The following is a 15,351-nucleotide window of genomic DNA, read 5'->3' on the forward strand; positions in this document are numbered from 1 at the left end:
ATGCAATCCGGTAACAAATCACTGCTGCGCAATGTGACCTCGATTCAGAAAGAACTGTGGATCGCACACGAACTTTCCGATATTCCCAATAACTGCATCGTCTATATCGATATCCGCACGGAGCTGGAACTGGGTTGTTTCACCGACGCGCTCCGGCAGGTATTCGCGGAGTCGCCGGCGCTGACGGTGAACATCGTCCGGGGTGCGAACGGGCCGATGCAGGTCGAGCGCGATATCCGGGATTGGCTGCCGACCTACGTCGACTTCACCGCAGAATCCGACCCCGCCGCGGCGGCGCTGGACTACATGGCCAGGGAGCGGGAGCTCGGCTTCGATCTGGCGCTGGACTCGCTGTTGCGCGTCGCGCTGCTCGAGGTCGGCACCGACCACTATCTGCTGTCGATGTGCTTTCACCACATCATCATGGACGGCGTCGGCGTGGCCACCTGGGCGCAGCGGGTGCTCGATGTCTACTGCGCCATGGTGGCCGGAAAGGCCATCGCGCCACCGGATTTCGTACACGTCGACGAGATCGTCGAGCAGGATCTCGCCTACCGCAGGCACCGGCGGGCGATCGATCGCGCGTACTGGCGCACCCGGATCCCGGCGGGCATCGAGCCGTTGCGGTTGCCGGGCAACGCGGCGCCGGGCACGCGACCGGGCCGTATCGGCAGCACGCACAGCTTCTCCGGTGCGGAGCTGGGCGGACTCCTGAGCTCGGCGCGCTCGGCCGAGGTGAAGCTGCCGTACCTGTTGCTCGCGGTCGCGGCGGCGGCGATCCAGCGCTACGCGCTGCGCGACGAATTCTGTTTGCAGATACCGGTATCGAATCAGGTCGGCATCGCGCACAAGACGCCGTGTCAGCTCTCCGACACCGTGCCGCTGCTGATCGCCTCGGACCGACACCTGTCGGTGGCGGAGCTGGCGCATCGGATCGCGGCCACGATCGCCGGTGCGCGACCGCATCTGCGTTACGGTCTCTCCGACATCCGGCGGGACCTGAAAATGCCGAAGACAAAAGGAAATCCATTCGGTCCCGTCGTCAACGTGATGTCGTTCTTCGGGGCATTGGAGATGTCGGGCGGTACCGCCGAGCTACAGCTCTACTCCGCCGGTAACAGCGGCGATCTGTCCATTGTCTTCTATTACGAGCGGCGCTCGGACCGTGGCGGTTATCTGCGTATCGAGGGCGACGCGCAACGCTACACCGAGGCCGACCTGCGCACCTACCTCGACGCCGTCGCCGGGTTTCTGCGCCAGGCGATCGCCGATCCGAGCGTATCCATCGGCGCGGTGGACATTCTCGGGTCCGATCGCGGGCGCGTGCTCGGTGCGTGGAACGACACGGCCGTGCCGGTGGACCCCGACGCGACGCTGGTCGGCCTGTTCGAGGAACAGGTGCGCCGCGCCCCCGATGCGGTCGCGGTGGTGTCCGGCCCGCTGACGCTGTCCTATCGGGCGCTCGACATGTGGGCGGATCGCGTTGCGCGCACACTGATTTCGCGTGGTGTGCGCCCCGACAGCGTGGTGGCGGTGGCATTGCCGCGCTCGGTGGAGCTGATCGTCGCGATCCTGGCGGTGGTGAAGGCGGGCGGTGCCTACCTGCCGCTCGATCCGGGGTACCCCGCCGAACGCCTGGCCTTCGTGCTGGCCGATGCCGCGCCGGTGGCGGTGCTCACCGATGAGGCGACAGCGAACACCCTGCCGCGACACACGGTTCCCGTCATCGCGGTCGACGAGGTCGAGGGGGAGCGCTCCGGCGTAGTGCGTCCGGCGCTGTTGCGGCCGGGCAATCTGGCCTACGTCATCTATACCTCCGGGTCCACCGGACAGCCGAAAGGCGTAGGGGTCACCCATCGCAACGTCGCCTCGCTGTTCCTGAGCACCGCGTCCTGGTGCGGGTTCGGGCCCGATGACGTCTGGGCCTGGTGCCACTCCCAAGCCTTCGACTTCTCGGTGTGGGAGATCTGGGGCGCGCTGCTGCACGGCGGCCGGGTCGCCGTGGTGCCGTGGGACGTGGTGCGCACCCCGGCGCAGCTGTGGGACATGGTGGTCGAGACGGGCGTGACGGTGTTGAACCAGACGCCGTCGGCGTTCTACGCGCTGGCCGAGGCCCGTGCCGTCGCCGACCGCACCGGATCGGCCTTGCGCATGGTGATTTTCGGTGGCGAGGCACTGCGACCGGCCTACCTGCGGCCGTGGTATCAGGCGGCGGGCGCGGGTCCGGTGCTGGTGAACATGTACGGGATCACCGAAACCACTGTGCACGTCACGAGGCTGGAACTCACAGCGGCACAGCGCGACCGGGACGGCAGCCCGATCGGGTCGGCGCTCGGGAACATGCGGGTATACGTGCTCGACGCGTGGCTTTTGCCGGTGCCTGTCGGCGTTGCCGGTGAATTGTATGTGGCCGGTGACCAATTGGCGCGCGGCTACCGGGGCAGGCCAGGGGCGACCGCGGCCCGGTTCGTGGCCGATCCGTTCGATCCGGCGGGTGGTGCTCGCCTCTACCGCACCGGCGATGTCGCGCGCTGGACCGCGGATGGCGTACTGGAGTATGTGGGCAGGGCCGACGATCAGGTGAAGATCCGCGGCTTCCGGGTCGAGCCCGGCGAGGCCGAAGCGGTACTGGCGCGACATCCCTCGGTGGCGCAGGCGGTCGTGGTCGCCCGTGACACCGCGGACGGCAAGCAACTGGTCGGGTACGTGGTGCTCGATCGCGCCGGGCGGCCCGAGGGCAACGGGCACTCGAACGGGCACGGCGTGGACGGGACGCAGGTGCGACGGTTCGCCGCCGAGCGGTTGCCGGAATTCCTGGTGCCCGCCGCGGTACTCGTGCTGGACGCGGTGCCGTTGACGCCGAACGGCAAGCTCGATCGCGCCGCACTGCCCGCGCCGGAATGGGTGTCCGCGGCGGCGTACCGGGCGCCCGGCAACGAGACCGAACGGGTGCTGGCGGAGCTGTTCGCCGAGGTGCTCGGCGTGGACCGGGTCGGGGTGGACGACAGCTTCTTCGAGCTGGGCGGGCATTCGCTGTCGGCGACCCGGCTGGCCGCCCGGATCCGGGCGGTGCTCGGCGTCGAGGTGCCGATCCGGACCGTGTTCGACGCGGCGACCGTGGCGGGGTTGACGACTCGGCTCGACGACGGCGCGCAGCTGCGCCCCACCCTGACGACCCGGCCGCGCCCGGCCGTGCTCCCGCTCTCTTACGCGCAACGGCGGCTGTGGTTCATCCACCGGCTCGAGGGGCCTTCCGCCACCTACAACGTGCCGCTGGCGGCACGGGTGCGTGGCGCGTTCGAGCCTGCGGCCTGGACGGCCGCGCTCGCCGATGTGGTGGCCAGGCACGAGAGCCTGCGCACGATCTTCGTCGAGACCGACGGGGAACCCGCGCAGCGGGTGCTGGACCCGGATGTGCGGATACCCGTGCGCATCTGCGATGTGGACGCCGCCGAGACCGCCGCCGCAGTGGCCGAGGCCGCGCGCTATCGGTTCGACCTCTCGACCGAGATTCCGTTGCGGGCCTGCGTGTTCCGCAACGGCGACGACGAGTGGGCCCTGCTGGTACTGATCCATCACATCGTCGGTGACGGATGGTCGGTGGCGACGCTGCTGCGGGATGTTTCGCGGGCGTACGCGGCGCGCCGGGCGGGGCGAGCGCCGGAATGGTCGCCGCTGCCGGTGCAATACGCGGACTACACGCTGTGGCAGCGCGAGATGCTCGGTTCGGCCGCCGACCCCGGCAGCGTGCTGGCCCGGCAGTTCGAGTACTGGCGTGCCGAACTCGACGGGCTGCCCGAGCAGCTGCGCCTGCCACTGGATCGACCGCGGCCGCGGGTGGCCGGATATCACGGTGACCGCGTCCTGTTCGAAGTCGATGCGGCGACCCGTGCCGCGGTGGAGCGGCTGGCCGGTCGCGAGGGTGCGACGGTGTCGATGGTGTGGCAGTCGGCGCTGGCGGTGCTGCTGAGCAAACTCGGTGCGGGAGCCGACATCCCGATCGGTTCGCCGATCGCCGGGCGCACCGACGAGGCGCTGTCGGACTTGGTCGGCTGCTTCGTCAATACCTGGGTCCTGCGCGCTACCGTCTCGCAAGCGGCGGCGTTCACCGAGGTGCTCGCCGGCGTGCGGGCGAAAGCGCTTGCCGCCTACGAGAACCAGGACGCGCCCTTCGAATTGCTGGTGGAGCTGTTGAACCCGGTGCGTTCGGCGGCGCATCATCCGCTGTTCCAGGTGCTGCTGTCGTTGCAGAACAACCCCTATCCCGAGTTCGCGGTGCCCGGCACGGTGGTGACGCCGTTCCTGCCGCCGACCACCAGCTCGCGCTTCGATCTGACCTTCGACATCGCCGAGGCACCGGAAGGTCTGCGGGACAACGGGAGTGCCGACCGCGCCGGTTGGCACGGGTACATCGAATACGCCACCGAACTGTTCGACCGCGACACTGTCGCGGCGATGGCGGCGCGCCTGGTGCGGATTCTGCGAGAGGCGGCGGCGGACCCGGACCGGCCCGTGGGCGCCATCGAGGTCCTCGACATCGAGGAACGAGATCTGGTGGTACGCCGGTGGAACGAGCTCGACGCATTGCCCGAGCGACCGCAGACCTCGCTCGGGCGGCACGACAGCGTCATCGGGCGGTTCGCGGCGCAGGCCGCCGCCACCCCGGACGCGACGGCGGTTATCGGCACGGACGTCGAGATCTCCTATCGCGAACTCGCGGAGCGGGCCGATCGCCTGGCCCGGGTCCTGATCGCGCACAGGGTAGGCCCCGAGGCGATCGTAGCGGTCGCGCTGCCGCGCTCGCCTGAGCTGATCGTGGCCCTGCTCGCGGTGTGGCAGGCCGGCGGCGCGTATCTGCCGATTGATCCGGCGTACCCCTCGGATCGGCTGGCGTTCATCCTCGCCGACGCCGCACCGGTCGCGCTCGTCACCGATCTCGCCACCGCGCACACCTTGCCGGACACGGCGATCGCCCGCCTCTACCTCGATGCGCTGGATACCCGCGGCCCCGCCGCCGAACGACACGCCGGTGCCGCGCGGACGGGCAACCTGGCGTATCTGATCTACACCTCCGGTTCGACCGGTGTGCCCAAAGGCGTTGCCGTCACCCACGACAACGTGCGCGGCCTCGCCGGGCAGGCGTGGGACGCGGGGCCGGGCGAGCGGGTGCTGGTGCACTCCTCGATCGCCTTCGACGCCTCGACCTACGAGATCTGGCCCGCGCTGGCCGCGGGCGGCACGCTGGTGCTCGCCGGTGCGCCGCGCTCGGACGCGGCCGAGATCACCGGGCTGATCGCGGACCGGGCGGTGACCAAGCTGTTCTCGACCCCGGCACTGCTGTCGGTACTGCTCGATCACGCGGCAGCGTTGCCAGGCGACCCGTTGCGCAGCCTGAATCAGGTGATCGTCGGCGGCGCCGAACTCGACGCGGCGTCGGCGCACCGCGCGCGGACCGCAGGCGGCGGCGTGCGGGTGGTCAATGGCTACGGGCCGACCGAAACCACCGTGTTCGCCACGGTTTTCGCCGCGGACGCGCAGGCGGCGGATGCGACGGCGGTCCCGATCGGCTCGGCGCTCGCCGATGTTCGCGCGCTCGTGCTGGACCCGTGGTTGCGGCCGGCTCCGGTCGGTGTCGCGGGGGAGCTGTACGTGGGCGGCGCCCAGGTGTCGCGCGGCTATCACGCGCGGTCCGGGCTGACCGCGACGCGATTCGTGGCGGACCCGTTCGATCCGGCGGGTGGCCGGCTGTACCGTACCGGTGATCTGGTGCGGTGGCGCCGATCCGGGACGCTGGAATTCGTCGGACGGATCGACGACCAGGTGAAGATCCGTGGCTTCCGGGTCGAGCCCGGTGAGGTGGAAAGCGTGCTGGCCCAGCATCCTTCGGTCTCACACGCCGTCGTGGTCGCCAGGGACACCGCGGGCGGGGAGCAGTTGGTCGGCTACGTCGTCGCGCGTCGCACCGGTGCGACGGGCACCGCCGAGACGATCGCGGCGCAGGTGCGCGCGTTCGCCGCTGAACGGCTGCCCGAGTACATGGTGCCCGCCGTGGTGCTCGTGCTCGACGCGCTGCCACTGACGCCGAACGGCAAGCTGGATCGGGCCGCCCTGCCCACTCCGGAACTGCGCGCGGCGGCGCGGTATCGCGCGCCGAGCACCATCCAGGAACACATGCTGGTCGAGTTGTTCCGCGAGATCCTCGGCCGCGACCGGGTCGGCGTGGACGACAGCTTCTTCGAGCTGGGCGGGCATTCGCTGCTCGCCACCCGGCTGGCCAGCCGGATCAGGGTCGTCCTCGGTGTGGAGGTGCCGATCCGCACGGTCTTCGACGCGCCGACCGTCGCGCAGTTGGTGACTCGGCTCGACGCGGACGCGCAGGTGCGGCCCGCGCTGCTGAGTCGCCCACGGCCCGAGGTGATTCCGCTGTCCTACGCGCAGCAGCGGCTGTGGTTCATCCACCGTCTGGAGGGGCCATCGGCCACCTACAACATGGTGCTCGCGGTGCGGCTGGGCGGGGTGGACGTCGCGGCGTTCGGCGCCGCGGTGCGCGATGTCGTGGCCCGGCACGAGAGCCTGCGCACGATCTTCGTCGCGGCCGACGGCGTGCCGTCGCAGTGCGTGCGCGCGGCCGACGAGGTCGAGGTGCCGGTCGTGGTGACCGAGGTGGTCGCCGGCGAAGTGGACGCGGCTGTGACCGCGGCGGCTCGCTACGGATTCGATCTGTCGACGCAGATCCCGATCCGCGCAAGCGTCTTCCGATATACCGAGGACGAGTGCGTCGCGGTGGTGCTGATCCACCACATCGCCGGGGACGGGTGGTCGTTGACCCCGTTGCTGCGCGATCTGTCCGCGGCCTACGCCGCCCGGCGCGCGGGCAGCGCGCCCGCCTGGGCCCCGCTGCCGGTGCAATACGTCGACTACACCCTGTGGCAGCGCGAGTTGCTCGGTGACCTGTGCGATCCGGACAGCGTGCTGGCGCGCCAATTCGAGTACTGGCGCGGCGAACTGGCCGACCTGCCGGAACAGTTGCGGTTGCCCGTCGATCGGCCGCGTCCCCGCGTGGCAGGCTACCGCGGCGATGTGGTCCCCTTCGAGATCGACGCGTCGCTGCGCGCGGAGGTGGAACGGCTCGCCGCGGGCGAAGGCGCGACGGTCTCGATGGTGCTGCAATCCGCGCTGGTCGTGCTGCTGGCCAAACTCGGTGCGGGGGACGATATTCCGATCGGCGCGCCGATCGCGGGCCGGACCGACCAGGCGCTGGCCGATCTCGTCGGCTTCTTCGTGAACACCTGGGTGCTGCGCGCCGCCGTCACGCCCGCCGCGTCGTTCGCCGAGTTGCTCGCTCAGGTACGTGCGAAAGCGCTTGCCGCCTACGAGAATCAGGACATTCCGTTCGAGTTGCTGGTGGAGCTGCTCAATCCGGTGCGTTCGGCGGCGCATCATCCGCTGTTCCAGGTGACGCTGGCCTTCCAGAACAACACCCTGCCCGCGCTGGCATTGCCGGGCGTGCGGCTGGAGCCGTACGACGTGTGCACCGCGACTTCGCGTTTCGATCTGTTCTTCAATGTGTCCGACGCGCCCGCCGGTGCGCCGTGGGGCGGCTTCGTCGAATACGCGACCGAGCTGTTCGATCGGACCACGGTCGCGACCATGGTGGCGCGGCTGGTTCGGCTGCTGCGGCAGGTGGTGTCGCGCCCGGACGTGCCGGTGGGCGCTATCGACCTGCTCGGCGCCGCCGAACGCACCGAGGTGCTGTCCCGGTGGAACGACACCGCGCGGGCGATTCCGGAGACCACGCTGCACGGGCTGGTCGAAGCGCGGGCCGCGCGGACACCGGAGGCGGTGGCTGTCGTCGATGGGGCGACCGAGCTCAGCTACCGTGCGCTCGACGCGCGAGCGGATCGGCTCGCCCGGCTCCTGCGTGTCCACGGCGTGGGGCCCGATCGTATTGTGGCGGTGGCCTTGCCCCGGTCCGCGGAACTGATCGTGTCCTTGCTCGCGGTGCTGAAGGCCGGTGGCGGCTATCTGCCGATCGATCCGGTGTACGCCACGCAGCGGATGGCGTTCGTGCTCGACGACGCCGCCCCCGTGCTCGTGCTCACCGACGAGACCACCGAGTACACGTTGCCCCGCACCGCGATTCCGCGGCTTCGGCTCGACGCCACCGCGCCGGCGGCGGGCGGCCATGTTGCGGTCGCGCCGCGGCCGGACAACCTGGCGTACGTGATCTACACGTCCGGGTCGACGGGTGTGCCGAAAGGCGTTGGTATCACGCACCGCAACGTGGTCAACCTGGTGGCGCAGGCATGGGCGGCGGACCGCGCAGATCGAGTGCTGGTGCACTCCTCGGTCGCGTTCGACGCCTCCACCTATGAGATCTGGCCCGCGCTGTGCGGCGGTGCGACGCTGGTACTCGCCGCGGCACAGCGGTCGGATCCGGCCGAGATCGCCCGGCTGGTGCGGGAGCGGTCGGTGACGAAGATGTTCGCGACACCGCCGCTGCTGGCGGCGCTGGCCGAGCACGCGACGGCCCTGCCCGGCGCACCGCTGCACAGCCTGTCCCAGGTGAACACCGGCGCCGACACACTGTCGGGGCCTCTGGTCGAGGCTTTGCGCACGGTGTGCGGCGGTGTGCGGGTGGACAATCTCTACGGTCCGACCGAGGGGACGGTCGACGTCACCGCCCACCGGGTGCCGGCGAGTGCCGGGGACGCGGTGGTGCCGATCGGCGTGCCAGTCGCGAATACCCGTGTCTACGTGCTTGATTCATGGCTCACTCCGGCGCCGGTCGGCGTCGCCGGTGAGTTGTACGTGGCCGGAACGCAGTTGGCGCGGGGCTATCGCGGCCGTCCGGGGACGACGGCGGCGCGATTCGTCGCCGACCCGTTCGATCCGGCGGGCGGTCGGCTGTACCGAACCGGCGACGTGGTCCGGTGGACCGGCGCGGGGGTGCTGGAGTTCGTCGGCCGGGCCGACGACCAGGTGAAGATCCGTGGCTTCCGGGTCGAGCCGGCCGAGGTGGAAGCCGCTCTGGCCCAGCACCCGTCGGTGGCGCAGGCGGTGGTGGTGGCCCGCGCCGCCGCGGCCGACGGCGCCAAGCAGCTGGTGGGCTATGTGGTCGCCGACCACTCGGGGCCGGTCGTGGGCGAGGACGAGCTGGTGGGGCAGTGGCGGCGGGTCTACGACGACCTGTATGCCGCGGCGGCGCGCACCGGGGAAGCCCGGACCGACCCGCGCCCCGAGTTCGGCGCCGACTTCGGCGGCTGGAACAGCAGTTACACGGGCGCGCCGATTCCGCTGGCACAGATGCGGGAATGGCGCGCGACGACGGTGGATCGGATTCGCGAGCTCGGTCCGCGGCGCGTGCTCGAGATCGGGGTGGGCTCCGGCCTGCTGTTGTCGCAGCTGGCGCCGGAGTGCGCGGAGTACCGGGCGACCGACTTCTCCGCCGAGACCATCGCGTCGCTGCGGCGTCAGCTCGATGAACTGCACGAGGACTGGGTCGAGCGCGTCGAGCTGAGCGTCCGGGCCGCCGACGATCCGAACGGCTTGCCGGAGGGCTACTTCGACACGGTCGTCGTGAACTCGGTGATCCAGTACTTCCCTGGGGAGCGCTATCTGCGCCGTGTGCTCGCGCTTGCCCTGCGCGTGCTGGCGCCCGGCGGCGCGGTGTTCGTCGGTGACGTGCGAAACCTGGCGTTGCTCACCGAGTTCGCGACCGCGGCGCAGATCCGCCGCAACGGCGGTGCCGACCCGGCGGCGGTCGAGGACCGGGTGCGCCGCGATATCGCCGCCGAACAGGAGCTGCTGCTGGCACCGGAATACTTCCCGGCCCTGCGCCAGGTACTCGAGATCGATGCCGTGCAGATCGCGCTCAAACGGGGTTACGCGGTGAACGAGTTGACCAGGTACCGGTACGACGTCGTGCTGCACAAGGCTCCGGAGAACGCGGTCGATGTCGCCGAGCTCTCGAAAACGGCCTTCCGCGACGCTGGTTCGCTGCGCGCGCTGCTGTGCGAGCGGCGGCGACCCGGGGTACAGGTCACCGGTATACCGCACGCGGGGCTCATCGGCGAGGTGGCGGCGGCGCACCGCATCCGCAATGGCGCACCGGTCGACCCGAACCGGGAAACCGGCGCGCTCGCACCGGGTTTCGAAGGGGTGCTGGACGACCTGTCCGCGCGTCCGGAAACCGGTTTGCTGCCCGAGGACCTGCATCGGCTCGGCACCGAGTTCGGCTATCGCACCGCGGTGACGTGGTCGGCGGAGCCGGGCCGGATGACGGCGGTGTTCGTCGACGCGGCGGCCGCGCCGAGCGGACCGCTCACCAACGCGTATTCGGCGGCGGTGCAGGGCGATCCGGCGGAGTACGCGAGCAGCCCGCACGCGGGACTGCTCGCCGCGGAGGTGCGGCGCTGGGCGGCCGATCGGCTGCCCGAGTTCATGGTGCCCGCGACGGTGACGGTGCTCGACACGCTGCCGCTGACCGCGAGCGGCAAGCTGGACCGTGCCGCCCTGCCCGACCCCGAGTTCGCGTCGTCGCGCGCCTACCGGGCGCCGCGGGACGAGCGCGAGCGGGTGCTGACCGAGTTGTTCGCCGAGATTCTCGGCCTCGACCGGGTCGGCATCGACGACAGCTTCTTCGCCCTCGGCGGGCACTCGTTGCTCGCGACCCGGCTGGCCAGCCGGATCCGGGTGGTGCTCGGCGTGGAGGTGCCGATCCGGACGGTGTTCGACGCACCGACGGTGGCGCAGTTGGTGACCCGGCTCGACAGCGGCGCGCGGCTGCGGCCCACCTTGGCACCGCGGTCGCGGCCCGCCGTGGTGCCGCTGTCGTTCGCGCAGCGGCGGTTGTGGTTCATCCACCGGCTCGAAGGGCCATCCGCCACCTACAACATGGCTTTCGCGGTGCGCCTGCACGGGGCCGATGTCGCGGTGCTGACCGCGGCGATCGGCGACGTCGTGCGCAGGCACGAGAGTCTGCGCACACTGTTCGTCGACGCCGACGGCGTACCGTCGCAGCGGGTCCTGGCGGCCGACGGTCTCGCGGCCCCGGTGCACAGCGGCACGGTCGCGCCCGCCGAGGTCGACGCGGCGGTCACCGCGGCCGTGCGTTACGGCTTCGACCTGTCCACCGAGATACCGTTGCGCGCCGACATCTTCCGCTGTGGCGCGCGGGAATGCGTGCTGGTGCTGCTGATCCACCACATCGCCGGTGACGGGTGGTCGATGACGCCGCTGCTGCGCGATCTGTCGGCGGCGTACGCGGCCCGTGCGGCCGGTCGTGCGCCGGACTGGTCGCCGCTGCCGGTGCAGTACGTGGACTACACGCTGTGGCAGCGCGAGTTGCTCGGCTCGGCCACCGATCCGGACAGCGTGCTCGCGCGTCAATTCGAGTACTGGCGGCGCGAACTCGACGGCCTGCCCGAACAACTGGCACTGCCGACCGATCGCCCCCGGCCGCGGGTGGCGAGCTATCGGGGTGACATGGTGTTCTTCGAGATCGACCCCGGCACACGCACGGCGGTCGAGCGGCTGGCCGCGCGGGAGGGCGCGACGGTCTCGATGGTGCTGCAGGCCGCGCTGGCGGTGCTGTTGCGCAAACTCGGTGCGGGCGAGGATATTCCGATCGGCGCACCGATCGCCGGGCGCACCGACGACGCGCTCGCCGAGCTGGTCGGCTTCTTCGTGAACTCCTGGGTATTGCGTGCGAGAGTGGCGGCGGGCCAGTCGTTCCGAGAGCTGCTCGCCGAGGTCCGGGCGAAGGCGCTGGCGGCCTACGAGAATCAGGACGTTCCATTCGAGCTGCTGGTCGAGCTGCTCAATCCGACCCGCTCCGCGGCACACCATCCGTTGTTCCAGGTGTCGTTGGCGTTCCAGAACAACACCGCGCCGACCCTCGATCTGCCGGGCGTGCGATTCGAGCAGTACGTCGCCACCACGGCCACCGCGCGATTCGACCTGTTCTTCAACATCACCGACGCACCGGCCGGGCAGGCGTGGCACGGGCTGGTCGAGTACGCGACCGAACTGTTCGACGGGTCCACGGTCGAGACCATGGTGCGCCGCTTCGAACAGGTGTTGCGCGAGATCGTGCGGGAGCCCGCCGCGGCCGTCGGAGCGATCGATGTGCTCGGCGGGGACGAACGAGAGCTGGTGCTGCGGCGATGGAACGGTGCCGCGGCCGCGATGACCGAGACGACCTTGCTCGCTGTCTTCCAGGCACAGGTCGCACGGACACCGGACGCGCTCGCGCTGGTCTGTGCCGACCGCGACTTCACCTACCGGGAACTCGACTCGCGCGCCGGCCGGTTGGCGCGGGCACTGACCGCCCACGGCGTCGGCCCTGACGTGCTCGCCGCGGTGGCGCTGCCCAGGTCGCCGGAACTGCTGGTGGCGCTGCTCGGCGTGCTGAAGGCCGGGGGCGGGTATCTGCCGATCGATCCCGCCTATCCCTCGGATCGGGTCGAATTCGTGCTGACAGATGCGAATCCCGTTGTTGTGGTGACTGATTCGGTGACCGCGAAGCTGCTGCCGTCGACATCGCTCCCGCGTCTCGAGCTGGATGCGCCCGAAGTGGTCGACGCCATGAGCGGCCGCGGCCCGTCGCTGCCCGAGCCCGTCGGCGGGCCCGCGCCGTGCAACCTGGCGTACGTCATCTACACCTCCGGGTCCACCGGTGTGCCGAAAGGTGTTGCCATCAGCCATGGCAACGTCGCACACCTGGTCGCGCAGGCTTGGTCGGTGCGGCCCGAGGACCGGGTGCTGGCGCACTCGTCGATCGCGTTCGACGCCACCACCTACGAGATCTGGCCCGCACTGTGCGGCGGCGCCGCGGTCGTGCTGACGAGCGAGCAGCGCTCGGATCTGGTGGAGATCACCCGGTTGATCGAGCGCAGGTCGGTGACCAAGATGTTCGCCACGCCACCGTTGCTGTCAGCGCTGGCCGACCACGTGGCGTCGCTGCCGGGCAGTCCGCTGCGGTCGTTGCGCCGGGTGATCGTCGGCGGCGCCGAGCTGAGCGCCGATGTTGTGCGCAAGCTGCACGCGCAGTGTGCCGAGGCCCAGGTCGTGAACGGTTACGGGCCTACCGAGACGACGGCCTGCGTGACCGATCACGAGGCCGATCCTGCGCGCGATAGCGCGGTGCCGATCGGTCGTCCGGTGCCGATCGGTCGTCCGGTGCCGAATACTCGCGTGTACGTGCTGGATTCGTGGCTCGAGCCGGTTCCGGTAGGGGTGGTGGGCGAGCTGTACGTGGCGGGCGCCCAGGTAGGCCGGGGCTATCGGGGTCGTCCGGGGTTGACGGCGGCGCGGTTCGTGGCCGATCCGTTCGATCCGGCGGGCGGGCGGCTGTATCGCACCGGGGACGTGGTCCGCTGGAACCGATCCGGGTTGTTGGAATTCGCGGGCCGGGTCGACGACCAGGTGAAGATCCGTGGCTTCCGCGTCGAACCCGGCGAGGTGGAAACCGTACTGGCCCAGCATCCTTCGGTGTGTGATGCCGTCGTCGTCGCGCGCGACACCGAGGCGGGCGGCAAACAGCTGATCGGTTACGTCGTCGCCGACCGGTCGGGGTCCACCGGCGGTGAGGACGAGCTGGTGGGGCAGTGGCGCCGGGTCTACGACGATCTGTATTCCGGTGTGAGCCAGGCGGACAGCGCCGCGTCCGGTAGCCGCAACGGGCACAACGGCGCGGCGGCCGCAGCGCCCGAGAATACGGTGTTCGGCGCCGACTTCGGCGGGTGGAACAGCAGTTACACCGGCGCCCCGATCCCGTTGGCGCAGATGCGGGAGTGGCGGCGCGCGCGGGTCGAGCGCATCCGGGGGTTGCGCCCGCGCCGGGTGCTCGAAATCGGCGTCGGCTCGGGCCTGTTGCTGTCCGAAATCGCGCCGGAGTGCGCCGAGTACTGGGCGACGGACCTGTCGGCGGCGACCGTCGACCGCCTCCGGCGGCGGCTCGCGACATTCGACGCCGACTGGGCGGACCGGGTCATGCTGAGTGCCCAGGCCGCCGACGATGTGACCGGGCTGCCCGAGCACCACTTCGACACGGTGGTGCTGAACTCGGTGGTGCAGTACTTCCCGGGCGAGCGGTATCTGCGTCGCGTGCTCGACCGGGTTCGTGGTCTCTTGGCGCCCGGCGGCGCGGTTTTCGTCGGTGATGTGCGCAATCTCGCTCTGCTGCACGAGTTCACGACCGCCGTGCAGATCACCCGGCACGGCGGCGAGGACCCGGCGGCGGTCGAGGACCGCGTCCGGCGCGAGATCGCCGCGGAACAGGAGCTGCTACTCGCGCCGGAGTACTTCCTCACGGCCGGATTCGACGCCGTCGACATCCAGCTCGAGCGCGGTCGCGCGGTGAACGAGCTGACCAGGTTCCGCTACGACGTGGTGCTGCACAAGGCGCCACCCGCACCGCTGTCGGTGATCGAAGTGCCGAAAGTCGAATTCGAGGACGCGGATCGGCTGCGAAAGCTGATGGAGTCACGCCCGCCGGACGGCATTCGGGTCACCGGGATTCCGCACGCCGGACTGACCGGTCAGATCGTGGCGGCGCAGTGCGTCGCGGCGGGGCGTCCCGTGTCCGTCGGGTCGTGCGACGATCCGCGCGCGGTGGGCTTCGAGGGGATGCTGGAGCCCACCGATGGGGCGCAGATCGGCCTGCTGCCCGAGGACTTGCACGTGCTGGCCGGACGGTTCGGGTACACCGCCGCGGTCACCTGGTCCACGCGGCCGGACCGGATGGACGCCGTGTTCGTCGCCGCCGCGCTCGCGGGCCGCCCGCTCGACGGCGTGTACGTGCCCGCGCGGCCGCTCGGGGATCGGGCACGGTACGCCAACCACCCGCAGGACAGTCTGCTGCCCGCGGGCGTGCGGGCGTTCGCGGCGGAGCGGCTGCCGGACTTCATGGTGCCGACGGCGGTGCTGGTGCTCGACGCCGTGCCGTTGACGCCGAACGGCAAGCTCGATCGCGCCGCACTGCCGGACCCGGAATTCTTGTCCGGCAAGGTGTTTCGCGCACCGCGCACCGAGCTCGAGCAGACGCTGACCGGCCTGTTCGGCGAAATACTCGGGGTGGGACGGGTCGGGATCGACGACAGCTTCTTCGCGCTGGGCGGGCACTCACTGCTGGCGACCCGGCTGGCCAGCCGGATTCGGGCGGTGTTGGGCGTCGAGGTGCCGATCCGGGTGCTGTTCGAGGCCGCGACCGTCGCGGAACTCGCCGAGCGCTGGCCCGGACTGACGCCCTCCCGGCGACCGGCGCTGCGCAGGATGAACCGAGAGGTGGGTCGCTGATGATTCCGTTGTCCTACGCGCAGCGCAGGTTGTGGTTCATCCACCGCATGG

General features: G+C 70.5%; 2 protein-coding genes (1 of these 2 cut by a window edge). Both read left to right on the forward strand.

Annotation, left to right across the window (positions count from 1 at the left end):
• Positions 1–15,300, forward strand: a complete 15,300-nt coding sequence (locus F5X71_RS17270) for a non-ribosomal peptide synthetase (protein ID WP_167462925.1) — start codon at positions 1–3, stop codon at positions 15,298–15,300.
• Positions 15,300–15,351, forward strand: partial view of a non-ribosomal peptide synthase/polyketide synthase gene (locus F5X71_RS17275; protein WP_167462926.1) — the 5' end (the start) only. 20,675 nt of this gene lie beyond the right edge of the window; the window shows 52 of its 20,727 coding nt (coding positions 1–52); the start codon lies at positions 15,300–15,302; its stop codon lies beyond the right edge, outside the window. The genes F5X71_RS17270 and F5X71_RS17275 overlap by 1 nt, the downstream gene beginning before the upstream one ends.

The organism is Nocardia brasiliensis (assembly GCF_011801125.1).
Taxonomy (GTDB): domain Bacteria; phylum Actinomycetota; class Actinomycetes; order Mycobacteriales; family Mycobacteriaceae; genus Nocardia; species Nocardia brasiliensis_C.

Coding starts and splice junctions, on each gene's coding strand:
- F5X71_RS17270 (WP_167462925.1), top strand. CDS start 1: ATGCAATCCGGTAACAAATCACTGCTGCGCAATGTGACCTCGATTCAG.